The organism is Caballeronia sp. AZ7_KS35, assembly GCF_023631045.1.
GTDB lineage: Bacteria > Pseudomonadota > Gammaproteobacteria > Burkholderiales > Burkholderiaceae > Caballeronia > Caballeronia zhejiangensis.
Window position 1 is genome coordinate 119,171 of the sequence record NZ_JALQDV010000038.1, and the last position, 25,425, is coordinate 144,595.

Genomic DNA, 25,425 nt, shown 5'->3' on the forward strand with positions numbered 1-25,425 from the left:
AACGATCATTCGCGCAGCGCGTTGAGCAGATCGCCGAACGCCCGGTGAGTCGACGCGCTCAATCCCGCGCCGACCGCCGTCTGCACCGTGCGACGCAAGCCAAGAATCGCGACACCCACCAGCGCGAGCGCGACGAGTTCCGCATTGGGCGTGCGCAGAAACCATGGCGCGGGACGGGCACTCGCCGGCAGTGCGCGGCGCGGCGCACGCGCGATTCGCATCGGTTCGTCGGCCATATGCGCGGCGATCAGCTCCGCGCGCGATTCCGCCATGCGCGCGAGCACGACGCTCTGAGCTTCGGCGTGCTTCATTGCGTCGCCTCCTTGATGGCATCGACGTCGCGGCGCAACTCGCTGCGCAGCAACTGGAACGGCTCGGCCGGCTTGCGCGACATCATCACGATGACCGCGATCACCGCGACCGCGAGCCACGCAGCCGCGACGCACCACGCCGTCAGCACGAGATGCGGCGTGCCGACAGCCGTCACGATCACCGCGATCGATACGAACGACAGCGTGAACAGCGCGCCGATCGCGAGCGCGACGAGTGCGACGACTTCATGCAGCACGCGCTTCTTGGTTTCAGCAAGTTCGATCGGAATCAACTCGCCGTAGTCGACGAGGCGTCTCGTGCAGAAATGGCCGACCCTGCGCCAGTTGGCGATTTTTCTCTGAATTGTCATCGTTACTTCTCCGGCGAGTTTTTGTCGAAACGGAGTGTTACGGATGACCAACAGCAGTGTGCATGCCAGCGCAACGCAACTTCATCGTGTCCGCTTGGCCGCGGTCTTGGCGTGAGCGCGCGCGAGACGCCGCGCGATGTCGGCGGCCGCGCCGTCGTCGGTCCGCGCCGGAGCTTCGCCGCCCTGCTTTTCCGATGCGAGTTGCAAATAAGCGGCGGCCAGCTTGCGCAGTTCTTCCTCCGTTGCATCTTCGATACCGATCAGCTGATTGCTCGCCGTGCGATGCGACGCGAGCAACTCGTTGAGCTTCAGATGCATCGCCACGCTGTCCTTGTTCGCGCTCTGCTGAATCAGGAACACCATCAGAAACGTGATGATGGTCGTGCCCGTGTTGATGACGAGTTGCCACCCGTCCGAAAACTTGAATAGCGGTCCGGATATCAGCCAGACCACGATGCAAATGACCGCCAGCCCGAACGCGACCGGCGAGCCGGCCCATCTCGTGACTGCGCTTGCGAAAGCATCGAACGCGCGAGTGACGGGATGTGCGTTCGCATAGGCCGGGCTGGACGTGTTGGGCACCGTGTCCAGCGGCGCCGCGTCGGAAATCTGGTCTCTGTCGTTCATGTTTCTCCCCTGCATACTGCAAAAGAAAGGTTCGAGCTACCGTGCCTTTCGATGGACGCGTCGTGCCTTCCCGGAAATGCGTCGTCCGTATCGTTTTTTTCTTGTTGTTTCGACCGTCTGGCGGACGACGCACGCTTCGACCTGCCATCGCGCGCGTCTTCCGTCTGATGAAAAGCGTCGCTTACTTGAGTTCGTCGGGCACCTTGCCGCCGTTTTCCGCGAGCTTCTGCATGACCTGTTTATGAAGCCAGATATTCATTGCAGCGGAATCTTCCGTGTTGCCCGAGTAGTGCAGTTCCGCAGCCAGTTCCTTGCGCGCGGACAGGCTGCTGTCCAGACCGAGCAGCTTCATCAGATCGACGATCGACGTGCGCCAGTTGAGCTGCTCGCCGTGATTCGCCTGCATCTTCGTCAGCACGGCCTCGACGTCCACTTCCTGCATCGGCGCGGCGGCTTGTGCGGCCGGTTGTGCGGGCGTGGACGCGGCGGTGGACGTCGTCGGCGCGGCGGCAGCGCCTCCGGCCGGCGCTGCCGCCTGACCCGCAGCCGTGCCCGTGCCGGTGCTCGCCGGTGCGCTGTCGTGGTGGAAGATCTTGTTCAGGATATTGGAAAAAATACTCATGGCCCCTCCTTCAGAAGTGAGTTCACGAACGATGCAAGTCCCGTGCCGCTACCGCCGCGCATGCGATGCGGAATAACGCTTGCTGATCGCATGTCGTGCCGGAGCGAGCACGATAACGCGTCTTTCCCCACCACCACAGCAGAGCTGCAAAGCCGCCAAGGAGTCACCGTGGATATGCCTTCCTGTTCCCCTTCCATCACGACGATGATCCGCATGGATCACACGCATGTCATGGCGGCGTTTCATCGCTATCACGCGGAGACATCGTGGTGGAGAAAGCGCGCGATCGTCGAGCTTGCGTGTACTGCACTTGAAATTCACGCGCAACTGGAGGAAGAAATCTTTTATCCCGCGTTGAGCGAGGCAATGGCAGGCGACGAGCGTCTCGCCAAAAGCAAGCCCGAGCACGACCAGATGCGCGAAGACATCGCGAAGCTGCGCGCGATGGGTCCGCAGGACGCCGCCTACGACGCGCGTTTCATGCAGCTCATGCGTGAAGTGATGCATCACGTCGCCGATGAGGAAACCGTCTTGCTGCCCACTGCCGAACGCGCGCTCGCTTCGCAGTTGTCGGAACTTGGTGCGCGCATGACAAAGCGCCGCATGCAACTCGTCGCACAGAGTCGTCCGTCTGCGATTGCGGCGAATACGTTCGGAACGTTTCCGCTCGCATCGCTCGCCGTGATGTCCCTTGGCGCGCTTGCGATCGCGCATTGCTTGCGGCCCGCTTCCGCGCGCCGCATCCGTCGATCTGCATGATTCAGTGTTCGCGCGGCGCGCCGTTGACTTCGACGATGAACACCGGAATCGACTTCGCGCCCGGCACCTTGCTTTCCTTCGCGCAATGCCATAGCGGGAGCAACGGATTGCACTCGGGGTAATAACCCGCGATGCATCCTTCCGGTATGTCATACGGATGTATGCGCAGGCCCGCCACACGCCGATCGAAACCATCGTCGGCAATGGTGCGCAGCGTGATGCGGTCATCTTTCTTGAGGCCGTGTCGCGCCATGTCGGCTTCGCACATGAAGATCACCATGCGATCGCCCTTGACGCCGCGAAAGCGATCGTCGTGGCTATAGATCGTCGTGTTGAACTGACTGTCGCTGCGCAGCGTCATGAGGCGCAGCGAATCGGGTTCGCGTTCGGGCATGTCCGGGTCTTCGCCGAGCGTTTCCGGCACGAAGAATTCCGCCTTGCCGCTCTTCGTCTGCCACTTGCGTTCGCGCGCGGGCAGAGCGCGAGGAAAACCGCCGGGCGTCCACATTCTTTCGTTGAAGTCGTGAAAGCTCTCGGGATACGTCTTCGCGATTTCATCGCGTACCAGCGCATAGTCGTTGCGCCAGCGATCCCAGTCGATGGTCGATCGATCGCCGAGCGTATGCTTCGCCAGTTCCGCGACGATATACGGCTCCGAGCGCGCATCCGGCGACGCGGGCTCCGCGACGCCGCGCGAACCGTGAATGCAGCCGGTGCTGTCTTCCATCGTGACAGCCTGCGCGCCGCTCGCTTGCGTATCGATCTCAATGCGGCTCAGACACGGCAGAATGTACGACTTCTCGCCATGCACGAGATGACTGCGATTGAGCTTTGTCGCGACATTGACGGTGAGCTTCAGACCGCGCCACGCCGGTTCGATGCGCATGCGGTCGGGCACCGAACGCACGAGGTTGCCGCCAAGATTGATGACCGCGCTGACCTTGCCATCGAGCATCGCTTCGAACGCTTCGACGATATTCATGCCCTTTTCGCGCGGCGGCTCGAAACCGAACTGGCTCGCGAGCTTGTCGAGCGGCGCGAGCTCCGGCTTCTCGGTGATGCCGACCGTGCGCTGCCCCTGCACGTTCGAATGCCCGCGCACCGGCGACGGTCCCGCGCCCGGCTTGCCGACATTGCCGCGCAGAAAGAGCAGATTGCACAGCATGCGTACGTTCTGCACGCCCTGCCTGTGCTGCGTGATGCCCATGCCGTAGTGGGCCATCACTGCGTTCGCGCGCATGTATTCGTCGGCGGCGGCTTCCATGTCAGCGCGCGGCAGTCCCGCCACGCGCTCGATATCGTCCCACGATGCAGCGCGCACGTAATTCGCGAAGGCTTCGAAGCCCACGGTATGCGTTTCGATGAAATCGACATCGAGCACGCGCGGTTCGTTCGCTTCCTTCGCGCGGTCGTCGGCGTGAATGACGGCCTTGCAGATGCCGAGCAACGCAGCGGTATCGCCGCCCGTTTTCAGCTGATGATATTGCGTGCTGATGAGCGTATGCGCGGGCGTCATCATCTCGACGGGCGACTGCGGGTTGGCGAACTTCAGCAGTCCCGGCTCGCGCAGCGGATTGAACGTGATGATCGGCACGCCGCGCTTTCTTGCTTCCTGCAGCTGATGCAGCATGCGCGGGCTGTTGGTCCCGACGTTCTGTCCGAGGAAGAACATGAGGTCGGTCTTCTCGAAGTCCTCGAGCCTGACGGTGCCGACGCCCACGCCGATCGCTTCCTTCAGTCCGACGCTCGTGCTTTCATGGCACATGTTCGAACTGTCGGGCAGATTGTTGGTGCCGTACATGCGCGCGAAAAGCTGATACATGTACGACGTTTCCAGCGATGCTCTGCCCGATGCATAGAACACGACGCTTTTCGGATCGAGCGCGCGCAGTTCGCGGCCGATGTCCTCGAAGGCTTCCTGCCACGAGACGCTCACGTACTTGTCGGTGGCCGCGTCGTAACGCAGCGGCGCGGTGAGACGTCCCGCGTCCTCGAGATCGTGGTCATGCCACGCGCATAGCTGCGTCACCGTATGAAGCTCGAAGAACTGCGGCGTCATGCGCTTCGCCGTCAGATCCCATGCGGTTGCTTTCGCGCCGCTTTCACAGAACTCGAAGGTGTGCGGATCGGCGGGCTTGGCCCACGAACAGCTCACGCACGCGAAGCCTTCGGGCTTGTTCTGCTTCATGAGCACGGTGCTCGCCTTGAGCGGCACCTTCTCGTGAACGAGCGCGCCGGTGACGGCTTTGAGCGAACCCCAACCGCCCGACGAATAGGGATAAGCGTCGTTCTTGCGAACGGCATTGTCTGATTCGGCCATGTCTTTGCCTCGCGCGTTGTGCGTTTATCTGCATGTATTTGCCTGATGCGCGAGCAATTGCCGTTCCTTTCTGATTGCTTAAGCGAACGCAGTTCCCTGGCCGCAATTCAGCGCGCCGTGCAAAGATGCGCGTTGACCTGCACGGGCGGCGCATCGTCATCGAATGGCTTCTGGCGCTCGAAGCTTTCGATCACGCCCGGCCTGAAGACGAGGCAATACGTGGAACCTCCGTATTGGAAGTAGCCGAGCTCTTCGCCCTTGCGCACGCGCTGGCCCGGCAACGCCTCAATCATGCATGACGACACTTCCGCCATGCCGACGAACACGCACGCAACCTCGCCGATGTCCGGATCGTCGCAATCGATGACGATGACCGCGCGCGCCGCGACCGCAGTGATATAGCCTTGCGAATCGTTGAGGCTGCCGGGATCTTCGCCTTCCGAGTCGGCATCCGAGAAGTAGGTGCCGTCGACGAGATATGCCTTCACGATCGTGCCGCTCACCGGCGCATGCCAGCGATGATAGAAAAACGCGCTTAGAAAGGCCTGATACACCGTGCCACCGACGAATCGCTTCGCGAGTTCCGCTTCTTTCGCCGTGAACATGTCCATCAGCGAATAAGGCTGCGACTTGATCCAGAACGAGTCTTCCAGTTGCACATCGTCCTGGACGTTATAGGGCGAAGCCTCGCACGCTCTGACGATGATCTTGGCGTTATCCGGCTCTGCAACAGGCCGCGCGCCAGGCTTGAATTCGCGCGTGAAGAAATGATTCCACGACGCGAAGCCCCAATACGGCTTATGCGGATCGCAGAGAAACTGGTGCAGTCCGATCTTGCTATCGGCCTCTTTGCTGAACCAGCCATCGGGCGCGTCGGTGTTCAGATGCGTGCGCGAATACGGTCCGCTGAGAAAGCCGGACCACACGTTCAGCACGCGCTTCAGATGCGCGTTGAATGCGGGATCGCGAAAGAGCGCATAGCCCGACGGCATGACCATCGGCCAGTCTAGCAATGCGTTGATGGGGCAATGGATCAGGCTCGATTCGCTGAACGGCGGCGCGTACGTCAGCATCGCATCGAGCAATACGATGAATTCGTCGATGCTCGCATAACCGAGCTTGAATCCGGCTTCATGCGCCTGACGGATCGCGCGCGTGAAGTCCATGCGCACGACCGGATCGTCGTGGATGAAAGCCGCCATCTCTTCGATGACGCTGTTGCGTTTCGTCTTGCCCGCGCGCTGCCGGGCGTACTCGGCGAATGTCTCGCGAAAGCGCGCGATCGCCTGCTCTTCGCGCGGGAGCCATTCGCCCAGTCTGTGGCGCTGATTCGTCGCCATTGTCGTCTCCGATCGATGTACCGATCGAAGACGGCCAGCAGTTTGTATGCCTCCCTTACTTCTGCACGCCCGGCCGCAGCGCCGCGACGTCGCGCCCTTCGCGAGGCGTCATGCGAGCGAGGAACACGACGCCCGCAGCGAGAATCGACATCACGGCGAGGCCTGTCAGGCCGCCCTGAATCGAACCCGTCTTTTGCTCGAGAAAGCCGAAGGTGGCCGGCGCGACGAAGCCGCCGAGATTGCCGATCGAATTGATCAGCGCAAGCACGGGCGCGGCGATGCGCGCATCGAGATAGCCTTGCGGAATCGGCCAGAACAGCGACGATGCAGCCTTGAACCCGATAGCGGCAAAGCAGATTGCAACGAACGAGAACACCGGACTGCCCTGGCCCGCTGCGTACATGCCGGCGGCCGCGATGAGCAACACGCACGCGACCCATGCCTGCTGAAACTTGAAGCGCGCCGCGAGCGCTGCGAACAGATACATCGCGACGATGGAAATGAGCCACGGAATCGAGTTGAACAATCCGACCTGGAAATCGTTCAGGTGCCCCATCTTGCGGATGATGCTCGGCAGCCAGAACGTCGCGCCATAGATCGTCAGCGACACCGAGAAATAGATCAGGCAGAAGATCAGGATCTGCGGATCGCGCATCAGGCTCCACGACGACGGCGTCTTCACATGCGCGGCGTCGCGGCGGCGCTGCTCGTCTTCGATCTCCGTGACGATCGCGTCCTGCTCGGCGCGCGTGAGCCACTTTGCATCGCGCGGCTTCGAATCGAGCCAGAACCAGACGAAGCCGGCGAGCACGACCGACGCCATGCCTTCGATGATGAACATCCACTGCCAGCCGCGCAGGCCCGCGCCTTCGATCAGCATCAGCCCGCCCGAGATCGGGCCGGAGAACACGGAAGCGAGCGCGGAACCGCTCAGGAAGACGGCCATCGCCTTGCCGCGTTCATCGCGCGGCAGCCATTGCGTGAAATAGAACACGACGCCCGGAAAGAAGCCCGCTTCGGCCGCGCCGAGCAAGAGACGCATCGCATAGAACGAGGTCTCGCCCTGCACGAAGGCCATGCCCACGGCCGCGAGTCCCCACGTAATCATGATGCGCGTGAGCCACGCTTTCGCGCCGAAGCGCTGCATCAGCATGTTCGACGGCACTTCGAACACGGCATAGCTCACGAAGAACAGACCCGCGCCGAGGCCATAAGCGGCCGCGCCGATGCCGAGGTCCGCGCTCAAATGCTGACGCACGAATCCGATGTTCACCCGGTCGATGTAATTGACGATGAACATCACGACGAAAAGCGGCAGCACATGCCACTTGATCTTGCGAACGGCGCTCGACAGCGCGCTGGAACTGCTCATGAGGGTGTCTCCTTGAATGCCTTGTGTTGTTGTTCTATGGCTCAGAAGCGCGGATTCTTGCCTGAGAATTCCGGCTGATATTTGCGCATCTGCGAAAGGTCGTCGCGATTGCGCACGCCGCACGTCTTGTACTGCTCGTGCAATTCGGCGAGCTTCTCGCGATCGAGCTCGACACCGAGACCGGGCGTCGTCGGCACGCGCACCGCGCCGTTATCGAACTTCACGCGGCCGCCCTTGATGACTTCCTCTTCCTGCCACGGGTAATGCGTGTCGCATGCGTAGGTGAGGTTCGGCACACTCGCGGCGACATGCGTCATCGCCATCAGGCTGATGCCGAGGTGCGAGTTCGAATGCATCGACATGCCGAAGCCCCAGAGCTTCGCCATGCGCGCGAGTGTCTGCGTGGCGCGCAGGCCGCCCCAGTAGTGATGATCCGAAAGCAGCACCTTGATCGAGCCCATGTTGCAGCCGCGGCGGAAGTCGTCCATCGTCGTGATGACCATGTTGGTCGCGAGCGGCAGTTTCGTGTGCTTCTGCAGTTCGGCCATGCCTTCGAGGCCGGGGCACGGATCCTCGTAGTATTCGAGAATTTCATCGAGCTGCGGCGCGGCCTCAATGCTGGTTTCGAGCGTCCAGTTCGCGTTCGGATCGAGACGCAGCGGCATGCCCGGGAACGCCTTCGCGAGCGCCTGCATGCACGCAATTTCATGCGCCGGCTCGAACACGCCGCCCTTCAGCTTGATGCTCTGGAAACCGTAGAGGTCGATCATGCGCTGCGCCTGCGCGACGATCTGCTCCGGGCTGATGCCCTCGCCCCACGCATCGGGCGCATACGGCTTGTCGATGTGCTCGGCGTACTTGAAAAACAGATACGCGCTGTAGGGCACGGCGTCGCGCACCTTGCCGCCGAGCAAGTCCACGACCGGCGCGCCGACGATCTGGCCTTGCAGATCGAGCATCGCCACTTCGAGCGTGCTGATGACCTTGGGCGCGTTTTTCGCGGCGTGCGAGCCGGGCGCGAGTTCGAATTCGACCGCGCCGGGCGTCGCGGTGATCGTCGCGCGCACGCGTTCTTCCATCACATTCAGATCGAAAGGAGACAGGCCGATGACGAGCTCCTTCGCCTGATCGAGCACCCGCAGCATCGGCTCGTCGCCGTAAGTCTCCGAGATGCCGACGCGTCCGTCGCTCGTCTCCAGTTCGACGATCGCGCGCAACGCCCACGGTTCGTGGATGCCCGCGGCGTTGAGCAACGGACCATCGCGGAATGCGATCGGCGTGATTCGAATCTGGGTGATGGCGATATCGCGGGTCATGTCGGGCGTTCCGAAAATTAATGGAATGTCCGAATGGTAAAGCACTAATATATTAGTGTGTCAGTCGGGTAAACGCCGACCCGCCAACGGCTTACTCATCGGGCATGGGCGCGGCTATAGTACTAATGTTTCAGTCGCCTTCCTTCCAATTCGAAATGAATAATTCCGCTTCCGTGCATCGCCTGGACCGTTCTCGTCATGCCGCGCCGCAGGTGTTCGAGCGGCTGCGCGACATGATCCTGTCGCTCGAACTGGAACCGGGCACGGTGCTGTCGCGCACCGAACTCGCGACGCGCTACGGCCTGAGCCAGACGCCGGTGCGCGACGCGCTGATGAAGCTCGGCGAAGAAGGACTGGTCGATATTTTTCCGCAGCACGCGACGGTCGTAAGCCAGATCAGCGTGGCATCGGCGATGCAGGCGCACTTTCTGCGTCGCTCGATCGAACTGGAAATCGTGCGCACGCTCGCGCGGGAGCATAAGGCGTCGCTGATCGCGCGGCTGCGCGCGACGATCGCGGAACAGATGGAATGGATGGAGCCGCAGGACGTCGAGCAGTTCTCAGCGCTCGATCAGGCGTTTCATCGGCAGATGTATGAAGCCGCGGGCGTGCCGCAGTTGTGGGATCTCGTGCGCAGACTCAGCGGGCATATCGACCGGTTGCGGCGGCTGCATCTGCCGGTCGAGGGCAAGACGATGGCCGTGGTGCGCGACCACACGGAAATCGTCGATGCCATCGAAAAAGGCGATGCCGATGCCGCCGATGCCGCGTTGCGCAAGCATCTTTCCGGCACGCTCAGTCAGGTGGACGAGATCCGCACGCGCCACCCGACCTTCGTCACGGATCACTGATGTTCAAACGCCATGCGCGCTCAGGCGCGCCGAATACCAGCGCGAAAACTGCTCCACGTAGCTTTCCGTGAACGGCGAGAACACCGCTGGCCGATACGCCGGATCCTGCGTGCCTTCGTGCGTGATTTCGACGAGATGCTTGTCCTGCGCGTTCGTCGCGACCCACACTTCCGTCAGATCCTGAAGCTGATAATCGACGCCTTCGACGGCATCCGCGTGCACGAGCCATTTCGAACGCACGAGCGTTTTATCCGGCGCGAGCGGGATGATGTACGAAATCACCGCATGATCGCTCATGACGTGCGTCCATGAGTTGTGCGTCCAGAGATGCGTGTCGCCGAGATCGCGGCGCTGCAGATTGCCGAGCAGCTTCTGGCTCGCGACCTTCGTGCTGATCGTCTGCGACTCGCCGTAGCCCGCGATCACGAGTTGTTGCGTCCGGAATTGCGTGACCGCATCTTCGTCCAGCCATTCGACGGTCGCGCTCGTGAAGCCGTCGTTCTCCCAACTCGCCTGACACGCCGCGTTCCGTTTTTTATAGGCTTCGATTTCGAGCAGCGATTCTTCGCTGAGATTCTCCGGACAGAAACCGAAATCTTCGGGCAAAAACGAGGCAGTGAGTTCCGGATGCGTCGCGGCGCAGTGATAGCACTCGCGATTGTTCTCGATCACGAGCTTCCAGTTGCCGTTCTCGATGATCTCCGATTCGAACGCGATCTTCGTGTTCGTGAGGTCGTAGGGCGCGAAGCGCGGCGCCATCGTGTCTTCGAGCTTCGCGATGTCCGCCGGCGGCTCGTCGGCGAGGCACACGAAAATATGTGTCCCGACGATCCGCGTATGCACCGGCAACAAACTGCGGCACTTCGCGTCGAAATCCTTGCCCATGTGCGCGGCGTGGCGCAGGCTGCCGTCGAGATCGTAAGTCCATTGGTGATACGGGCAGACCAGCATGCCGACGGTCGATTTCCCCGGTTCCTTCAGGCGCGCGCCGCGATGCCGGCAGACGTTCCGATAAGTGCGGATGTTCTCGTCGTCATCCCGAACGATGATGATCGAAGCCCGGCCGATATCGACGGTCGACACATCGCCCGGCTCGGGCACGTCCGCCGTCACGCCGACCAGCATCCAGTGCTTCTGGAAGAAGACCTCGACGTCCATCTCGAACACGTCCTGCCGTCCGAACAGCTCGCCGGGCAAGCCATGCCCGGGCTCGCGGCTGCGGATCAGTTCGCCATGCGTCTTCATTTGCACTTCGGACATCGTCGCTCTCCAACGTTCAGGGTATCGGGACTTCGAATGGTCCCGCCATATTTCGAGTATTGGATCGCTGAAAAATAGCGTCAATGCGCTTTATTTTCGGTGTCGCATGACTTTGGTTTATGCGAGCGCGCCGTCGCGCAGCCATTCGATCAGACCGCCGATGGCAGGCGTGAAAGCGCGGCCATGCGGCACCACGGCGAAGTACGAATCGGTCGGCCTGAACGATGCCACTTCCAGCCTGACGAGATCCCCGCTCTCGATGAAATCCTGAACGAGCCGGCCCCATCCGAGCGCGACGCCCTGGCCGTAGCGCGCGGCCTGGATCGCATCGGTATAGAGGCTGCAACGCAGCGCGAAGTTCAGGCGCATCGGCCGGCATCCGAGCGCGTGGAACCACTCTTCCCAGCCCATCCAGCCTTCGGTCGTCGAATCCGACTCGACGAGCACCGCGCCAGCCAGTTCGTCGAGCGTCGCGGGCGCGGGCTGCTTTTCGAGCCATGAAGGCGCGCAGACCGGAAACACCTCCTCGTCGAACAGCAAAGTCGCCGTGCCGTCCGGCCACAGCCCGTTGCCGAAGCGCACGGCGACGTCGATTTCCTTGTGCCGCAAGTCGGCCGTGAACATCTGCGTCGACAGCCGCAGCTGCAGGTCGGGCTGCAACGCCTTGAGCGACGCAAGCCGCGGCAGCAGTCGAAAATGCGAAAACGCGGATGTCGCCGCGAGCACGAGTTCCTGCTGAACGGGCCCGCGCGCGAGGCGATCGAACACGCTCGCGATCTTCTGCATCGATTCCGCGACGACGCGATACAGCGCCTCGCCTTCGTCGGTCATTTCGATCGCGCGATGCAGACGGCGAAATAGCCGCGTGCCGAGCGTCTCTTCGAGAAAGCGCACCTGCCGGCTCACGGCGGCCTGCGTAACGCCCAGTTCATGCGCCGCGAGCGTGAAGCTGCCGAGCCGCGCGACGGCCTCGAACTCCACCAGCGCCGTCACCGACGGAATGAGCCGCCGATAACCCTTCGTTTTTTCGGTTGCCGGTTTCATGCGGCGCTCATAGAACGGCCTTCGATTCGGCGGCCGGCCATCCCTGCATCATCGTGCCGATTTCCTCGTCGAGCCATTGGCGAAACTGAATGTATTCCGGGCGTGCTTTCGCGTTGCGATGCGTGATGATGTAGTGATGACGATCGTGGAACACCAGCGCATCGTCGACGGGACGCACCAGCTTTTTCTGCTCCACCTGACGATGCACGAGGTGATGCCAGCCGAGCAAGGTGCCCTCGCCCGCTTCGGCCTGAGCCACAAGCAGGCGATAGTCGTTGCTTTCGAAATCGTCGTGCTGATCGAGCCGCTCGGAACCGTCGCCTTGCTGATACCAGTTTTTCCACACGCGCCAGTCGACGTGCTCGCACACCTGCGCGCGCCCGAGCAGCGACAGGCTCAGCGTCGGATGCGCGAGCAGATCGAGCGGCTTTAACGCACGGCCATGAAAATAGCGCTCGAAAAACGGAACGCTACATACCGGATAAACGATGTCGTGAAAAAGCGGCTCGACTTCGTACTCCGCTTCGCGCGGCGGATTCTTCGTGATGATGACATCCGGCTCCATCAGATCGTCGAGCTCCATGAAGTGCTCGGTCACCATCACATGCAGGCGGATGTTCGGAAAACGCTGGCGAAACGCGGGTAATCGGAACGAGAGCCAGAGCGCCGAAAACGTATGAGAGATGCAGAGCGTGAGCGCATGCCGGTCGACGCGCCGCACCGCCTGCGCCGCCTCCGCGATGTTCATGATCGACAGATACGACGCGTTGTAGAGAATGCGGCCGGCGTCGGTCAGCGCGATGTGCCTGCCGGTGCGCTCGAAGAGCGCGACCTCCAGCGTGTCCTCCAGCTCCTTGATCTGCCGGCTGACGGCCGCCTGCGTGACGCACAGCACTTCGGCGGCTTGCGTGAAGCTCTCGTAACGCGCCGCGGTGACGAAGCACCGAAGCGCGCGCAGCGACGGCATCTGGGCGAGAAGCCTGTCCGCGAACTGCTGTTTCTTCTGCATGTGACTCACCTTCGAGGGCTCGCGATCAGCGCTTGTTCTTCGTGTTCACTCGCGCCCTTGCACGCGGCGCATGATCGCGTCGAGCGCCTTCGAGTAGTGCGCGTAGGTGCCCCGCTCCGACAGTTCGCGATTGAGCTGCTCGTTGAGGCCGCCTGGCGTGCTGACACGCCCGATCATCGACGAGAAGGGTTGCGTATCGAGCGTCGTTTCATGAGCGAGGCCCACATGATAGCCCGACAAAAACGAACGCGCGGACGCATACGGCACGCCTTGCCGCGCGAGCCACGACGCCTGCTCTTCGAGCAACGCGAAAAACGCCGCCATCGTCGCGGTGGCGGCCGATAACGCATTGAACTGGTGTTCGTCGTCCACTTCGACCGCTTCGCCGAGCGGCGCGAAGAGCGCGCGTGCGATCTCATCGCGCGGACAGAGCGCCGTGCTGCCCTTGCCCGACGCAACAGCGGGTAGCGGAATCGCGCGCACGACCTTGGCCGCGCGGCGCACGAGGGCGCGCATCTCATCGAGCGACTTGGCCGCGATGAAGCTGATGACGTGATGCCGCGCATCGAACGTGAGTTCGCCCAGCACGTCTGCCGCGATTTGCGGCAAGACCGCGAGACACACGACATCCGATGCATCGAGCACGCCCTGATTGCTGGCGCAAACCTCGATGCGCGCGTCGAGTTTCGCAAGACGCGCGGCGGTCTGCGCGTTGCGCGGAGACAGCGCGACCCGCTCGAAGGGAACATCGAAACGAATCATGCCGGTCACGACCGCCTCCGTGATCGTGCCCGTGCCGATAAAGCCAATACGCATGTTGCCTCGTCCGATAATCAGTCGAGCTTCAGCCAGGTCGTCTTCAGCTCGCAATATTGGTCGTGCGCGTAGACCGACTTGTCGCGTCCGCCGAAACCGGACTGCTTGAAGCCGCCGAACGGCGTCGACAGATCGCCCTCGCCGAAGCAGTTGACGGTCACGGTGCCCGCGCGGATGCGCGCCGCCACTTTGTGCGCCTGGTTCACGTTGTCGGTCCACAGCGAAGCCGCGAGTCCGTAGCACGTATCGTTTGCGATCCGCACGGCCTCGTCGACGTCAGCATATTCGATAAAGCACACGACCGGGCCGAAGACCTCGTCGCGCGCGATGCTCATGTCCGGCGTGACGTTATCGAAGATGGTCGGCTCGACGAACCAGCCGCCCGTTTCCGCGAGCGTCGCGTTGCCGCCGCAAGCGACGCGCGCGCCTTCTGCCTTCGCCTTCTCGATGTGGCCGAGCACCTTGCGGTAATGCGCTTCCTCGATGAGCGAGCCGAGCTTGACATCGGGATCGAGCGGATCGCCCGTCTTCCAGCCTTCGAGCACGGCCTGCATCTTTTGCAGCAGTTCGGCCTTGTGGCTCGAATGCACCAGAATGCGCGATCCCGCGCTGCAGTTCTCGCCCATGTTCCAGAACGCGGCGGCGACGGCCTGCTCCGCGACGGCATCGAGATTGGCGACATCGGGCAACACGACTTGCGGATTCTTGCCGCCGCATTCGAGCACGACGCGCTTCATGTTGGTTTCGGCGGAATAGCGCAGGAAGCGCTTGCCCGTTTCAGTGGAACCCGTGAACGCGATGAGATCGACATCGGCGTGCGTGCCGAGCGCCTGCCCTGCGCTTTCGCCGAAGCCCGTCACGACGCTGAACACGCCGGGCGGGACGCCGGCTTCGAGCGCGAGATCGGCAATACGCAGCGTCGATAGCGACGTCTGCTCCGCGGGCTTCACGATGACGCTATTGCCCACGGACAGCGCCGGCCCGATCTTCCACGCGAGCATCAGCGCGGGGAAATTCCACGGCAGCACCGCACCGACGACGCCAATCGGCTCGCGCGTGATCATGCTCACGACGCTCGACCCCGATGGCGACAGCGCGTCGTAACGCTTGTCCGTGACCTCGGCATGCCAGCGAATGCACGCCGCCGATTCCGGAATGTCGAGACCCATGCATTCGCTGATCGGCTTGCCTGCTTCGAGCGCTTCGAGCAGCGCGAGTTCTTCGGCGTTGTCGTCGATGAGTTGCGCGAGACGCTGCAAGACGGCCTTTCTCTGCGATGGCCCGGCCTTCGACCACACGCCCGATTCGAACGCCTCGCGCGCCGCGACGACCGCGCGATCGACGTCCTTCGCTTCGCACCTGGCGATCTGCGCGAGCACCTTGCCCGTCGACGGATTCAACGTATCGAACGTTTCATTCGATGCCGCGTTGCAGCGTGCGCCCGCGATGAACGCGCGGCCATCGAGCGACAGATGTTCGGCCTGACGTTTCCATTCCTGATGCGTCGTCATGTCATGTCCTCAAAGATTCAAAGCTCGGCGCCCGCCGAGAATTCCTTCATCCAGATTGCCGCCGATACCGCCACGTCCGCGATCGGCCGCATCGGCAGAGAACGCGGATGCGGTTGTTTCAGCAGTTGATCGATCAGCTCGTTCGAGCGCCCGAGCACATGTTCGGCGATGAGCTTGCCCGCCGCCGATCCGCGGCTCAAACCAAGTCCGTTGCAGCCGACTGCTTCGTACACGCCGTCGTCGCGCTGGCCGAAGAGCGCGCCATTGTTCGCCGAGAGGCACAACGCGCCGCCCCACGTGTATTGCAGCTCGACATCCTCGAGCATCGGAAAACGTCGATCGAACGAACGTCGATGCAGATGCTTCGCCTTCGTCAGATCATGTTCCGAGACCGACAGATTCGGCCGGAACGCGAAATGGTTGCGTACGCAAATACGGTTGGTCGCGAGACGTCGCACGGTCGTCCCCATCGGGTCCGCGGGAATGAGCGCCCATGAATCCGTTCCGCCGAGCCGCGCGATTTCATCGTCGGTCATCACGCGCGACATCGACGCGAACGTGTAGACCGGCAGCAAGCCATTCGGATGGCCGCCGAACGTCGCCGCATACGCGTTGGTGCAGAGCACGACGCGCTTCGCTTCGATGCTGCCGTTCGCGAACGTCAGCAGCTTCGTCTGGCCGCGCGCTTCCATGTTCTTCACCGCGCTCAGTTCCAAGACCGTCACGTTCGACGGCTGCGTGGCCGCGAGACCGCGCATGAGTGCCGCCGGCTGAACCGTGCTGCATCCCGGCGTGAAGAGCGCGCTTTGATAGAAGCGCGTGCCCGTCACCTTCGCGATCGCGGCTTCGTCGAGCCATTCGCACGGCTCGTCGATACGCGCGAGTCCGTCCGCGAAATGCGTCAGCGCCGTGTGGCCTTTCTTGTTGACCGACGCGTGATACTTGCCGTCGTCGCGCCAGTCGCAATCGATGCCGTGCCGCTTCACCGTATCGCGCACATAGCCGATGCCGTGCCGTTGCAAGCGCACGTCCGCCTTGTCTGCCTCGACACTGCGCGAATAGCTTTCGCTGCTGATGTCGTGCGGCAGATCGACGAAGAAGCCGGAATTGCGGCCCGCCGTCGAGCGCCCGATGCGATCGGCCTCGACGAGCGCGATCGATGCATCCGGCGCAAGCTCGGCGAGCCGCCGCGCCGCGCACAAACCGGTGATGCCGCCGCCCACCACTACGTAGTCGAAGCGCAGCTCGCCCGTCACGCGGTTCGCGGGCGCGGCGGGCGGCAGGCTTTCCCACCATCCGTTGACGCCATCAGGTGCGGGAAGCCGCATGAAATCCAGTTTCGAGGCCATTCACGTATCGCGTTACTGAGCGTTGCGCAGCAAGGGTTGAACGAGCCTCGCGAAGGCGCTGCGTTCTTTGTCGTTCAACGTGCCGAGCGGCGCACGCGCGATGCCGACTTTCGTGCCCGCGAGCTCGCAGCCATAGCGCACGTACTGGATGAACTTGCCGCTGCGCTCCAGCAATTCGAGCACCGGAAGCAACTGCGTCATCAGCTTGCGGCCGGTGCTGAAATCCCCGCGTTTAACGCACGCTTCGAGCAAATCCGTATGCGCTTCCGGCAGAAAGTTCGACGCGCCCGCGACCCAGCTACGCGCGCCCCATGCGAAGAATTCGAGCGCCTGATCGTCCATGCCGCAACTGAGAACGAAGCGCTCCGGCAGTTGCGTGGCCAGATGATGCAGATGCGCGATGTCGCCCGTGCTCTCTTTCATCGCGGCGAAGTTCGGGCGTTGCAGCAGCTTGTCGAGCACTTCATCGCCAATGGCCGTGCCGGTGCGCGCCGGAAAGTTGTAGAGCATGATCGGCATGTCGAGCGCGTCGTCGACCTTCAGCAAGTGATCGAGCAGCTCGTCTTGCGTCGGCTGCACGTAGTAAGGCGCCGCGACCAGCAATGCGTCGTAGCCCGCGCGCTTCGCTTCGTTACCGAGACGCACGACTTCCTTCGTCGTCGTCGCGTTGATGCCAGCGGTGAGATAGGTCTTGCCGCCGACCGCCGACGCTACCGTCTCGAGCGTCTTCACACGCTCTTCGAAACTGAGCGCATAGTATTCGCCGGTCGTGCCGCCGACGCCCATGCCCGTAACGCGGCCAACGAGACTCTGAGCATGCTTGCCGAGCATGTCGTGATCGATTTCGCCGTCGGCCTTGAACGGGGTGACGAGCGGTGTATGTACGCCTTCGAAGCTCATGTTTGTCTCTCTGATGGATGGATCGTGCGAAGTCATGCGCGGCGCACGTCGAACGTGCGCTTTGCAAGCGTCCTGCAGTACGCCTTCACTGTGTCAGCCACGCCTTGACCTTGTCCGGATGCGCGTCGACGAATTTCTTCGCGGCCGTCGCGTAGTCGTTGGTCGAATTGCCTTCGAATTCGATCGATTCCACGTCCGCGAGCGTCAGCTTGAAATGCTTGAAGAACACGTCTGCGCGGGGGAACTTGCCCGCGAACTGCTTCGAGGCGAATGCATGGACCTGCTCTTCGCCGCCGAGCGTGCCCTTCGGGTCCTTCAGATAGCGCATCTGCCACTTCTGGAACAACCAGTGCGGGCTCCAAACGGTCGCGACGATCCATTGCTTCGATCCGTATGCGCGCTGGATTGCCGCGAGCATGCCGGCCTCGCTCGCCGATTGCAGCTTGTAGCCCGACAGGTCATACGCCTTGATGGTTTTCTCCGACGCCTGCATGAGACCGCCACCCGGCTCGATGCCCTGGATCACGCCGTTGAGCTGCTTCTGCACTTCAGGCTTCTTCAGATCCTCGATCGAAGAAACCTGCGACTCGGGCACATACGCGGGCACCGCCCAGCCGTTCTTGCCGCCCGTATAGATGATGCCGACGTCGTCGAGCGTGTCCTTGTAGCGCGCGACATACTGACCGTGCGTCACCGGCAGCCAGCCGCCGACCATGATGTCGAGATCGCCGCGCGATACGCCCTGATACTGGATGCCGATATCCGCCTGAACGAATTGCACCGGCTGCTGAAGCTTCGTCTCCAGCACGTACTTCGCGACATTGGCGACCGCGAGCACGTCGGCCCAGTTCGTGACCGCCACTTTGATCGGCTCGGCGGACATCGCCGGGCTCGCGCCGACCCCGAACGCCACAATGGCCGGCGTCACTATCTTGACGATCAAGGATTTGATCAGGTTGTTTTTCATTACGGACTCCGTATCTTTCATAGCATTGTGGTTGAGTAATCGATGCTCGTATCGCTCAGGTCTGCGCGTTCGCTTGCGCCGCGGCGGGCTTTGCCGGCGTGGAGATGACCTTCTTCTTTTTCTTCGCTTTCACGCCGAAGCTTTCCGTCAGGCGATCGAGAATGATCGCAAGCAGCACCACGCCGAGACCGCCCTCGAAACCGATGCCGATATCGAGCCGCTGAATGCCGCTCAGCACGTACTCGCCAAGGCCGCCCGCGCCGATCATCGAAGCGACCACCACCATCGACAGCGCCATCATGATGGTCTGGTTCACGCCCGCCATGATCGAAGGCAGCGCGTTGGGCAACTGAATTTTCCAGAGCAGTTGCGCATCGGTGCTGCCGAACGAGCGGCCGGCTTCGAGCAATTCCTCGCGCACCTGGCGGATGCCGAGCGTCGTCAATCGAACGACGGGCGGCATCGCGAACACGATCGTGGCGATCACCGCGGGCACGCGGCCGAGGCCGAAGAGAATGACCGCGGGAATGAGATACACGAACGCGGGCATCGTCTGCATGAAGTCCAGCAGCGAACGCAGCACGACTTCGACACGCCTGTTGCGCGCGCCCCAGATGCCGAGCGGCACGCCGATCACGAGACTGAAGAACGTCGCCGCGACAACGAGCGCGAGCGTCGATACCGTCTGCGCCCACAGGCCCATGTAGTTGATGACATAGAGCGCCGCGCCGACGAACACCGCGAACACGACGCCCTTTCTCCACAGCGCGAGCGCCATGAGGATCACGAGCATCGCGATGAACGGCACCGCGCCGAGACCGTCTTCGAGGAGCTTGATGACCGCGCCAAGAGCAGCCGAGAAGGCATCGAAGCCGCCGCGAAAGTGCGAGAAAAGGAAGTTGACCGCGTCTTCGGCGAATCGTCCAAAAATCGAGGAATTCATGCTGCTCTCCGCTCCATGACCTGCTTGAGAATCGTGCGGCAGGACACCACGCCCGCGAGCCTGCCTTGTTCATCCGTGACCGGCACGTCGTGCTCCTGCCGCAGTGCAATGGATGCGAGCTGATGCAGATCGGCTGTCAGCGGAACCGCCGCGACATCGCGAAGCAATGCATCGCTGATCGGCCGCTTGCCGCTCTTGTGCAGCGATGCAGGCGTCACGCAACCCTGATAGCGCCCTGCTTCATCGCAGACGTATCCGCACTCCGCGCCGCTGTCGATGAGGCTGTTCAGATAGCGCTCGGAAGGCGCGCTGGTATTGCACGCGATGAGACCGCGCTCGACCTTCGTCATCAGGCTCGATGCTTCGAGGAAGCGCGACACGTCGACGTTGCGGAAGAAATCGCGCACGTAGGCGTCGGCGGGTGACTGGATGAGTTCTGCCGGCGTGCCCACCTGAATCAGACGGCCGTCCTTCATGATGCCGATGCGCCCGCCGATCTTCACCGCTTCCTCGATGTCGTGCGAAATGAAGACGATCGTGCGCCGCTCTTCCTTCTGCAAACGCAACAACTCGTTCTGCATTTCGAAGCGGATGAGCGGATCGAGCGCGGAAAACGCTTCGTCCATCAAGAGCACCGAGGGATTCACCGCCAGCGCGCGCGCGAGACCCACGCGCTGCTGCATGCCGCCCGACAACTCGCTCGGCAGCAGCTTCTCGTAAGAAGCGAGGCCGACGCGCGTCAATGCGGCGCGTGCGATGTCATAACGTTCCGATTTTTTCTTGCCCGCGACTTCGAGCCCGTAAGCAATGTTGTCGATGACCGAGCGGTTCGGCAGCAGCGCGAAAGACTGGAACACCATCGCCATTTTTTCGCGGCGCACGGCGCGCAGTTCGGGCGTGCTCATCGGCGCGATGTCGCGGCCTTCGAGAATCACTTGCCCCGAAGTCGGCTCGATCAGGCGATTGAGCAGACGCACGAGCGTCGATTTTCCGGAACCGGAGAGGCCCATGATGACGAAGATCTCGCCCGCGTTGACGGCAAGGCTGACATCGTCGACGGCGACCATATTGCCTGTCTGCGCGAAGATTTCGTTTCGGCCGAGGCCTTGTTTCAAGAGCTCCTGGGCGCGCTCGGGCTTCGCGCCGAAAATCTTCGAAAGGTTCTTGACCGTGAGAATCTCGGTCGTGGATGCCGCGACAGGACGCGCCGGCGATACGGTGCCGGACTGCGCGGAAGCCGTGCTCGTGACTTCGTTCGGTGCGAGCGTCAGGTTGGGAATCATCGGGTCATTCCACCTAGCAGGTTCAAAAAGGAGTTTGTCGCTGCCGGAAACAACCCGGCGTTCTTTGCGTTGAATGAAGCGTACATGGCCAATTTCGATCATCCACCGACATTTTCTGAGCCCTTTTCGATACTTCTGGTAATGCATGTGCCCGTCGCATTCGATGCCTGAAAAAAACGGAACGCAGCGTGAATGCCGTAGAGCCAGCACGGGCGCGGCTTTGCAGGCGACGGGCGCGCGCGTGGCCGCCGTTTGCCGCGAGACCGCTCGAAAGCGACGCTAGGGAATGCCCCTAAGCGACGCCCTTCGCATGACTTTTTCGGATGGTAGGGGCGGAGATTTACGCGAATGCCGTCACTGCACTTCGAGTATGAAGTGGGCGATCACCGCCGCCGCGGTCGCTATCGTGGCGAGCCAACTCAGCGCGCGAAGCGCCCAATGCGCGGCGAGGTCGCCCACGGCTTCGCGCTTCGAACTGAGCAGCACGAGCAGCACGAGGACCGGCGTCACGGTCATGCCGTTGACCACCGCGCTCCAGTAGAGCGCGCGCACCGGGTCGACGTGATAGTGCGTGAGGACCACTGCTGCGATCGTGCCGAGCGCGATCGTGGCGACGAGCACATACGCGATCCGCCGGTCTCGCCGTTCGCCGCGTTTCCAGCGGAACGAACTGGCTACGGCCTGAGCCGCCGAGCCCGCGAGCGGCGGCAGCGCCAGCAAGGCCGATCCGAGAAGCGCAAGTGCGAGAACCTGCCGCGCGTAACCGTGCGCGAGCGGCTCGAGTACACGCGACATCGAGACCGTATCGCCGACGGATGCATGGTCGAGCAGATGGAGCGTCGCGGCCGCGGCGATCATCACGCAGATCGCAACCGCGTTCGAGCACGCCGTTCGCCAGAGCGTGTCGCGACGCACGCCGCGCATAGTCCGCTCCAACGCTTCTCCACGATCGCCGCGCTCTCGTGCGTCGCGGACCTCCTGCTCCGCTTGCGCAAACATCAAGTAAGGGCTGACGGTCGTGCCGAGCACCGCGATCAGCATCGACATGTAGCCCTCCGTCCACTCGACGCGTGGAATCACCGAGCGGATGGCAACCAGTCGCCACGGCACGTCGACGAGCAGGATCACGCCGACGTACGCGAACATCGCGAGCGTCAGCCACTTGAGGACGCGCGCGTATCGCGCATAAGCGACGCTCCATTGCAACACGAGCGAAGCGCATCCCGAAGCAAGCGTGAGCCACAGGAGCGAACCGCCGACGAGCGAACTGAGCGCGATGCCCATGGCGAGAACATCGACCGCGATATTGAACGTGTTGGCGATCACGAAACGCGCGACCGCAAAGTAGAAGAACAGCCGCGAATAGTGTTCGCGCATGTTCGTCGTCAGGCCTCGTCGCGTGATGGCGGCGACGCGAGCGGCGATCGATTGAAGCGCGACGGTCGACGGGTACGAGAGCACGCACACCCACAATAGGTCGAATCCGTACCACGCGCCGGCGAGCGTATAGGTGGCGAGGCCGCTCGGATCGTTATCCGATGCAATCGTGACGAGGCCCGGTCCGACGTCCGCCGCCCATGAATGCGCGGGCCGCGCGGCGCCGGACATGCGGACGTCGAGCGCTGTCTTCTTCTGACGAAAACGCATGTGCCAACTCGATGACGAGATGCACACGCGATGCACGAATCGTTCCGCTCGCCTTCGCTTCTAAACGAATAGTTGACCATTTCTCTTGGAATTGGCATAATGGTCGTTGAAGTACAAGAAGTCGATTGCTGCTCATCAATAGTCCGATTTTCCCCGGTATTCGTTGTCCATTCCCCTCCTTGCCGCTTCATCCCGCTCGATCGAGCAACTTATCTATTCATTTCAGGATTTTTATGGACACCGGTACGGTTAAATGGTTTAACGACACCAAGGGTTTTGGCTTCATCAGCCCGGATAATGGCGGCGACGATCTTTTCGCGCACTTCTCGGAAATTCGTTCGGACGGTTTCAAGACGCTGGCCGAAGGTCAGAAGGTCAGCTTCGAAACGAAGCGCGGCCCGAAGGGCATGCAGGCTTCGAACATCAAGCCGCTGTAAATCTGCCGCTGTAGCGCTGTAGATCCGCATCACGCCGGGAACCGCAACGCCGGTTTCCGCGCTCTTGTTGTCCGCCTCCGTTTCCCGCCTTTTCTCTCCCAGGCTCTGACAGCCTTTCGACGATCGCGTTATCAGCGCGCATCGCTCCTGCGCTTTCGGCATCTGGCCGCAAAGCATTTACATCTAAAACTAAAATGACATCACTCAATCACTACCGTGGTTATACGGTGCACGCGTCCGCGCATCGGCTCCGCGACAAGACGTTTTCAGCCAATCTGATGCTCGAGCGTTCGAGCGAACATCCGACGGATGCGCAGTATCGCTTCTACTCGCTCGACTATTTCGCGAAGGAAAGCGAGGCGGTCGAATTCTCGCGCCGATGGGCGCGCGAATGGATCGACACGCGAGGCTGACAGCCGCAACGATTCGGCCCGTGTCGGCCCAGTGCTTTCGATTGATCGATCAAGCACCGGTCGACCGGACCGCATCGCGTGGATGAACGCGTCAGACCACCGTGATCGTCACATCGATATTGCTCTTCAGCGCCTTCGAGTACGGACACGTTTGATGCGCCATCTGCGCGATCTCTTGCGCCACCGCGCGCTCGATTCCCGGCAGGCTCACGTTCAGGCGCGCACGCAGCAGATACGCATCGCCGTTCATGCCGAGGTCCACTTCCGCATCGACGGCGGTGTCGGCCGGCAGGCGCGTCTTCAGCTTCGCCGCGGCCTTGCCCATCGCGCCGATGAAACACGCCGACCAGCCCGCCGCGAGCATCTGCTCGGGATTGGTGCCCGCGCCGGCCGATCCGGGCGGCGAGAGTTTGACGTCGAGACGGCCGTCGGTGCTCTTCGCATGGCCTTCGCGGCCTCCGACGACGCGCGTTTTGCCCGTGTACAGGACGGTGTCGATCTGGGTCATGATGCGTTCCTCTTTGGATTCGAAAAGTTGACTGGCTTAGTGATGCGCGAAGAGCCGGGCGACGTCGTTCGTGGCCACGCCGCGCGCGCCCGATTGCGAAACCGTGTCGCTCATGCCGCCGTATGCCTGCATCGGCGCGGCGGCGCTTTCGCTGGCGATGGTCTGCGCGCTTACGCCGCGCTGCGACGAAGGCGCGCCGGCAAGCGGATCGTAGTGCGGCGCGGGGCCGTAGCCGCTGCTGGCGAAGGCGGAACCGGCGGCGACGGCGCTGACGGCGAAGACTGCGGCGGTGACGAATTGCCTGATCATGATTCGAACCTCGTTTGCGTGATTCAGGAAATGGATTAGCTACCTTGATAGAGACTGCGCAACGCCGCGATCTCGCCATCGCGTTGTGCCTGTGCCAGCTCGGCCTTCACTTCGGCGCGCGTCTTGCCGGCATACGCGTGGTTCGCGACGGCCTGTTGGGACTGCACGTTCAGCGGCACGTTCTTCACGGCGGCGTGAGCAACACCGGTCATGGCGCCGGCGACGAGAGCGAAAGCAACGATCGTGGATTTCATGGTGTTTCTCCTTGAATGCTGATGATTCGGTCGGTTGAGTGAGTTACGGCGATCGGGCATCGCGGGTGTCGGTCTTGCGTGTCACTCGTGAGCCGTCGTTGTGTGTATTTGAAGGCCCGCACGTATCTGGCTTGTGTCGGCGATGCGGGTCTTGTGCAATGTTTTGTATCGCGCACGTTGCAGATACATTGCGATACAGAACCCCGCCTAGCGCTCGGCCAGCAGCTTGCCGATCGCGGCTTCGGTCTGCGCGTAATCGCCTTCGCCGAAATGCGTGTAGGCCACGCGCCCGTGCTTGTCGATCAGATAGAACGCCGGCCAGTACTGATTGCCGTACGCGGCCCACGTCGCGTAGCGGTTATCCAGCGCGACGGGATACGTGATCCCGTTGCGTTCGATCGCGCGCTTGACGTTGTTCGTATCGCGCTCGAACGGAAACTCGGGCGTATGCACGCCGACGACCACGAGCCCTTTGTCCTTGTACTTCTGATTCCACGATTTCACGGCCGGCAGCGTGTTGAGGCAATTGCCGCACGCGAAGGTCCAGAAATCGACGAGCACGACCTTGCCGCGCAATTGCGCGAGCGAGAGCGGCTCGCTGTTGATCCACTTGTCGATGCCGGCGAATTCCGGCGCGACGTTGTCGCTCGTGTGAGCGCTTGCGGGTGCGGCGGCCTGCGCGGGCGCGATGGCCGCACACGCGGCGATTCCGGCGCACACGGCGGCGTTTCTGATGGCGTCGAGCATGACGAAGTCCTCTTGAATGCGGTGAATATCGGAGCGGCGTGAGATGGCTGGTGAGATCGCCACATCGCTCCGGCAGGCCGACGTTCGCATCGGCATGACCGCATTGGACTGCGCGCGCGTATCCCGCTTGTGTCGGATA

At 62.2% G+C, this 25,425-nt stretch carries 27 protein-coding genes; 4 read left to right on the forward strand and 23 right to left on the reverse strand.

Translation table 11 applies throughout. The features are described 5' to 3' along the window. Positions 1 to 5: 5 nt before the first annotated feature. The 4 genes from NCT05_RS23260 to NCT05_RS23275 all read right to left on the reverse strand — a co-directional run bounded on the left by NCT05_RS23260 (position 6) and on the right by NCT05_RS23275 (position 1,931). Positions 6 to 311, reverse strand: coding sequence for a hypothetical protein (locus NCT05_RS23260; RefSeq protein ID WP_175981002.1), 306 nt, complete (start codon positions 309 to 311; stop codon positions 6 to 8). Beyond that, on the reverse strand, positions 308 to 682 hold the full coding sequence (locus NCT05_RS23265) for a phage holin family protein (protein ID WP_008348214.1): 375 nt from the start codon (positions 680 to 682) through the stop codon (positions 308 to 310). The genes NCT05_RS23260 and NCT05_RS23265 overlap by 4 nt, the downstream gene beginning before the upstream one ends. Positions 683 to 763: 81 nt before the next feature. Further along, positions 764 to 1,309: a low affinity iron permease family protein gene (locus tag NCT05_RS23270; RefSeq protein WP_008348216.1), complete on the reverse strand. Its 546-nt coding sequence runs from the start codon at positions 1,307 to 1,309 to the stop codon at positions 764 to 766. A gap of 181 nt (positions 1,310 to 1,490) precedes the next feature. Next, positions 1,491 to 1,931, reverse strand: a complete 441-nt coding sequence (locus NCT05_RS23275) for a DUF3597 domain-containing protein (RefSeq protein ID WP_034470889.1) — start codon at positions 1,929 to 1,931, stop codon at positions 1,491 to 1,493. 174 nt (positions 1,932 to 2,105) lie between these two features. On the opposite strand from NCT05_RS23275, the gene NCT05_RS23280 reads away from it, so the two are divergent. Next, a complete protein-coding gene (locus NCT05_RS23280) occupies positions 2,106 to 2,690 on the forward strand; it encodes a hemerythrin domain-containing protein (protein ID WP_033536212.1) in 585 nt (194 codons plus the stop codon). Position 2,691: 1 nt separating this feature from the next. Here NCT05_RS23280 and NCT05_RS23285 read toward each other — a convergent pair whose 3' ends face one another. The 4 genes from NCT05_RS23285 to NCT05_RS23300 form a co-directional block, all read right to left on the reverse strand. Continuing rightward, complete coding sequence (locus tag NCT05_RS23285) at positions 2,692 to 5,010, reverse strand: FdhF/YdeP family oxidoreductase (protein WP_250503263.1); 2,319 nt, start codon at positions 5,008 to 5,010, stop codon at positions 2,692 to 2,694. Between the two features lie 107 nt (positions 5,011 to 5,117). Beyond that, the gene (locus tag NCT05_RS23290; RefSeq protein ID WP_250503265.1) at positions 5,118 to 6,350 is read right to left on the reverse strand and encodes a phosphatidylserine decarboxylase family protein; all 1,233 of its coding nucleotides are present in this window, start codon (positions 6,348 to 6,350) and stop codon (positions 5,118 to 5,120) included. 55 nt (positions 6,351 to 6,405) lie between these two features. Next, positions 6,406 to 7,722 carry an MFS transporter gene (locus NCT05_RS23295; protein WP_250436614.1) on the reverse strand — a complete coding sequence of 439 codons (1,317 nt, stop codon included), beginning with the start codon at positions 7,720 to 7,722 and terminating at the stop codon, positions 6,406 to 6,408. Between the two features lie 41 nt (positions 7,723 to 7,763). After that, positions 7,764 to 9,038, reverse strand: coding sequence for a glucarate dehydratase family protein (locus NCT05_RS23300; RefSeq protein WP_008348230.1), 1,275 nt, complete (start codon positions 9,036 to 9,038; stop codon positions 7,764 to 7,766). 155 nt (positions 9,039 to 9,193) lie between these two features. Between NCT05_RS23300 and NCT05_RS23305 the strand changes: the two genes are divergently transcribed. Next, the gene (locus NCT05_RS23305) at positions 9,194 to 9,889 is read left to right on the forward strand and encodes a GntR family transcriptional regulator (RefSeq protein ID WP_033536277.1); all 696 of its coding nucleotides are present in this window, start codon (positions 9,194 to 9,196) and stop codon (positions 9,887 to 9,889) included. A 3-nt stretch (positions 9,890 to 9,892) separates the two neighbouring features. On the opposite strand, the gene NCT05_RS23310 is transcribed toward NCT05_RS23305, so the two are convergent. From NCT05_RS23310 to NCT05_RS23360, 11 genes are all read right to left on the reverse strand, one after another. Beyond that, positions 9,893 to 11,149, reverse strand: coding sequence for an aromatic ring-hydroxylating oxygenase subunit alpha (locus tag NCT05_RS23310; RefSeq protein ID WP_250503266.1), 1,257 nt, complete (start codon positions 11,147 to 11,149; stop codon positions 9,893 to 9,895). Between the two features lie 117 nt (positions 11,150 to 11,266). After that, a complete protein-coding gene (locus NCT05_RS23315) occupies positions 11,267 to 12,193 on the reverse strand; it encodes a LysR substrate-binding domain-containing protein (RefSeq protein WP_250503267.1) in 927 nt (308 codons plus the stop codon). Between the two features lie 7 nt (positions 12,194 to 12,200). After that, positions 12,201 to 13,202: a LysR family transcriptional regulator gene (locus NCT05_RS23320; protein ID WP_008348237.1), complete on the reverse strand. Its 1,002-nt coding sequence runs from the start codon at positions 13,200 to 13,202 to the stop codon at positions 12,201 to 12,203. 45 nt (positions 13,203 to 13,247) lie between these two features. Then, entirely contained in the window at positions 13,248 to 14,018 is a 771-nt protein-coding gene (locus tag NCT05_RS23325; RefSeq protein WP_250503269.1) for a pyrroline-5-carboxylate reductase, read from the reverse strand. A 17-nt stretch (positions 14,019 to 14,035) separates the two neighbouring features. Further along, complete coding sequence (locus NCT05_RS23330) at positions 14,036 to 15,529, reverse strand: aldehyde dehydrogenase (RefSeq protein ID WP_008348241.1); 1,494 nt, start codon at positions 15,527 to 15,529, stop codon at positions 14,036 to 14,038. Between the two features lie 17 nt (positions 15,530 to 15,546). Next, entirely contained in the window at positions 15,547 to 16,878 is a 1,332-nt protein-coding gene (locus tag NCT05_RS23335; RefSeq protein WP_250503270.1) for an NAD(P)/FAD-dependent oxidoreductase, read from the reverse strand. A gap of 12 nt (positions 16,879 to 16,890) precedes the next feature. Next, a complete protein-coding gene (locus tag NCT05_RS23340; RefSeq protein WP_008348245.1) occupies positions 16,891 to 17,778 on the reverse strand; it encodes a dihydrodipicolinate synthase family protein in 888 nt (295 codons plus the stop codon). An 85-nt stretch (positions 17,779 to 17,863) separates the two neighbouring features. After that, entirely contained in the window at positions 17,864 to 18,745 is an 882-nt protein-coding gene (locus NCT05_RS23345) for a glycine betaine ABC transporter substrate-binding protein (protein ID WP_008348248.1), read from the reverse strand. A 55-nt stretch (positions 18,746 to 18,800) separates the two neighbouring features. Beyond that, positions 18,801 to 19,688 carry an ABC transporter permease gene (locus tag NCT05_RS23350; RefSeq protein WP_250503273.1) on the reverse strand — a complete coding sequence of 296 codons (888 nt, stop codon included), beginning with the start codon at positions 19,686 to 19,688 and terminating at the stop codon, positions 18,801 to 18,803. After that, positions 19,685 to 20,971, reverse strand: a complete 1,287-nt coding sequence (locus NCT05_RS23355; protein WP_250519966.1) for a quaternary amine ABC transporter ATP-binding protein — start codon at positions 20,969 to 20,971, stop codon at positions 19,685 to 19,687. The genes NCT05_RS23350 and NCT05_RS23355 overlap by 4 nt, the downstream gene beginning before the upstream one ends. Before the next feature lie 354 nt (positions 20,972 to 21,325). Beyond that, positions 21,326 to 22,618: an NRAMP family divalent metal transporter gene (locus NCT05_RS23360; protein WP_250503275.1), complete on the reverse strand. Its 1,293-nt coding sequence runs from the start codon at positions 22,616 to 22,618 to the stop codon at positions 21,326 to 21,328. A gap of 233 nt (positions 22,619 to 22,851) precedes the next feature. Here NCT05_RS23360 and NCT05_RS23365 point away from each other — a divergent pair, with 233 nt between their 5' ends. Together NCT05_RS23365 and NCT05_RS23370 are read left to right on the forward strand one after the other, a co-directional pair. Next, entirely contained in the window at positions 22,852 to 23,055 is a 204-nt protein-coding gene (locus tag NCT05_RS23365) for a cold-shock protein (RefSeq protein ID WP_008348254.1), read from the forward strand. A gap of 194 nt (positions 23,056 to 23,249) precedes the next feature. Next, positions 23,250 to 23,468 carry a hypothetical protein gene (locus NCT05_RS23370; protein WP_008348256.1) on the forward strand — a complete coding sequence of 73 codons (219 nt, stop codon included), beginning with the start codon at positions 23,250 to 23,252 and terminating at the stop codon, positions 23,466 to 23,468. A 91-nt stretch (positions 23,469 to 23,559) separates the two neighbouring features. Here NCT05_RS23370 and NCT05_RS23375 read toward each other — a convergent pair whose 3' ends face one another. The 4 genes from NCT05_RS23375 to NCT05_RS23390 all read right to left on the reverse strand — a co-directional run bounded on the left by NCT05_RS23375 (position 23,560) and on the right by NCT05_RS23390 (position 25,286). Beyond that, positions 23,560 to 23,976, reverse strand: coding sequence for an organic hydroperoxide resistance protein (locus NCT05_RS23375; RefSeq protein ID WP_008348258.1), 417 nt, complete (start codon positions 23,974 to 23,976; stop codon positions 23,560 to 23,562). 36 nt (positions 23,977 to 24,012) lie between these two features. Beyond that, positions 24,013 to 24,285, reverse strand: a complete 273-nt coding sequence (locus tag NCT05_RS23380; protein ID WP_250503276.1) for a hypothetical protein — start codon at positions 24,283 to 24,285, stop codon at positions 24,013 to 24,015. A gap of 35 nt (positions 24,286 to 24,320) precedes the next feature. Next, positions 24,321 to 24,539 carry a DUF4148 domain-containing protein gene (locus NCT05_RS23385; protein WP_008348262.1) on the reverse strand — a complete coding sequence of 73 codons (219 nt, stop codon included), beginning with the start codon at positions 24,537 to 24,539 and terminating at the stop codon, positions 24,321 to 24,323. 207 nt (positions 24,540 to 24,746) lie between these two features. Then, complete coding sequence (locus NCT05_RS23390; protein WP_008348264.1) at positions 24,747 to 25,286, reverse strand: thioredoxin family protein; 540 nt, start codon at positions 25,284 to 25,286, stop codon at positions 24,747 to 24,749. Positions 25,287 to 25,425: the final 139 nt, after the last annotated feature.

What these genes read in the sequence shown, in the direction of transcription:
- NCT05_RS23270 (WP_008348216.1), bottom strand. Translation starts at nt 1,309, where the DNA reads ATGAACGACAGAGACCAGATTTCCGACGCGGCGCCGCTGGACACGGTG.
- NCT05_RS23350 (WP_250503273.1), bottom strand. Translation starts at nt 19,688, where the DNA reads ATGAATTCCTCGATTTTTGGACGATTCGCCGAAGACGCGGTCAACTTC.
- NCT05_RS23340 (WP_008348245.1), bottom strand. Translation starts at nt 17,778, where the DNA reads ATGAGCTTCGAAGGCGTACATACACCGCTCGTCACCCCGTTCAAGGCC.
- NCT05_RS23275 (WP_034470889.1), bottom strand. Translation starts at nt 1,931, where the DNA reads ATGAGTATTTTTTCCAATATCCTGAACAAGATCTTCCACCACGACAGC.
- NCT05_RS23265 (WP_008348214.1), bottom strand. Translation starts at nt 682, where the DNA reads ATGACAATTCAGAGAAAAATCGCCAACTGGCGCAGGGTCGGCCATTTC.
- NCT05_RS23365 (WP_008348254.1), top strand. Translation starts at nt 22,852, where the DNA reads ATGGACACCGGTACGGTTAAATGGTTTAACGACACCAAGGGTTTTGGC.
- NCT05_RS23380 (WP_250503276.1), bottom strand. Translation starts at nt 24,285, where the DNA reads ATGATCAGGCAATTCGTCACCGCCGCAGTCTTCGCCGTCAGCGCCGTC.
- NCT05_RS23310 (WP_250503266.1), bottom strand. Translation starts at nt 11,149, where the DNA reads ATGTCCGAAGTGCAAATGAAGACGCATGGCGAACTGATCCGCAGCCGC.
- NCT05_RS23305 (WP_033536277.1), top strand. Translation starts at nt 9,194, where the DNA reads ATGAATAATTCCGCTTCCGTGCATCGCCTGGACCGTTCTCGTCATGCC.
- NCT05_RS23390 (WP_008348264.1), bottom strand. Translation starts at nt 25,286, where the DNA reads ATGCTCGACGCCATCAGAAACGCCGCCGTGTGCGCCGGAATCGCCGCG.
- NCT05_RS23320 (WP_008348237.1), bottom strand. Translation starts at nt 13,202, where the DNA reads ATGCAGAAGAAACAGCAGTTCGCGGACAGGCTTCTCGCCCAGATGCCG.
- NCT05_RS23290 (WP_250503265.1), bottom strand. Translation starts at nt 6,350, where the DNA reads ATGGCGACGAATCAGCGCCACAGACTGGGCGAATGGCTCCCGCGCGAA.
- NCT05_RS23300 (WP_008348230.1), bottom strand. Translation starts at nt 9,038, where the DNA reads ATGACCCGCGATATCGCCATCACCCAGATTCGAATCACGCCGATCGCA.
- NCT05_RS23285 (WP_250503263.1), bottom strand. Translation starts at nt 5,010, where the DNA reads ATGGCCGAATCAGACAATGCCGTTCGCAAGAACGACGCTTATCCCTAT.
- NCT05_RS23280 (WP_033536212.1), top strand. Translation starts at nt 2,106, where the DNA reads ATGCCTTCCTGTTCCCCTTCCATCACGACGATGATCCGCATGGATCAC.
- NCT05_RS23260 (WP_175981002.1), bottom strand. Translation starts at nt 311, where the DNA reads ATGAAGCACGCCGAAGCTCAGAGCGTCGTGCTCGCGCGCATGGCGGAA.
- NCT05_RS23295 (WP_250436614.1), bottom strand. Translation starts at nt 7,722, where the DNA reads ATGAGCAGTTCCAGCGCGCTGTCGAGCGCCGTTCGCAAGATCAAGTGG.
- NCT05_RS23325 (WP_250503269.1), bottom strand. Translation starts at nt 14,018, where the DNA reads ATGCGTATTGGCTTTATCGGCACGGGCACGATCACGGAGGCGGTCGTG.
- NCT05_RS23330 (WP_008348241.1), bottom strand. Translation starts at nt 15,529, where the DNA reads ATGACGACGCATCAGGAATGGAAACGTCAGGCCGAACATCTGTCGCTC.
- NCT05_RS23370 (WP_008348256.1), top strand. Translation starts at nt 23,250, where the DNA reads ATGACATCACTCAATCACTACCGTGGTTATACGGTGCACGCGTCCGCG.
- NCT05_RS23375 (WP_008348258.1), bottom strand. Translation starts at nt 23,976, where the DNA reads ATGACCCAGATCGACACCGTCCTGTACACGGGCAAAACGCGCGTCGTC.
- NCT05_RS23385 (WP_008348262.1), bottom strand. Translation starts at nt 24,539, where the DNA reads ATGAAATCCACGATCGTTGCTTTCGCTCTCGTCGCCGGCGCCATGACC.
- NCT05_RS23355 (WP_250519966.1), bottom strand. Translation starts at nt 20,971, where the DNA reads ATGATTCCCAACCTGACGCTCGCACCGAACGAAGTCACGAGCACGGCT.
- NCT05_RS23345 (WP_008348248.1), bottom strand. Translation starts at nt 18,745, where the DNA reads ATGAAAAACAACCTGATCAAATCCTTGATCGTCAAGATAGTGACGCCG.
- NCT05_RS23315 (WP_250503267.1), bottom strand. Translation starts at nt 12,193, where the DNA reads ATGAAACCGGCAACCGAAAAAACGAAGGGTTATCGGCGGCTCATTCCG.
- NCT05_RS23335 (WP_250503270.1), bottom strand. Translation starts at nt 16,878, where the DNA reads ATGGCCTCGAAACTGGATTTCATGCGGCTTCCCGCACCTGATGGCGTC.
- NCT05_RS23360 (WP_250503275.1), bottom strand. Translation starts at nt 22,618, where the DNA reads ATGCGTTTTCGTCAGAAGAAGACAGCGCTCGACGTCCGCATGTCCGGC.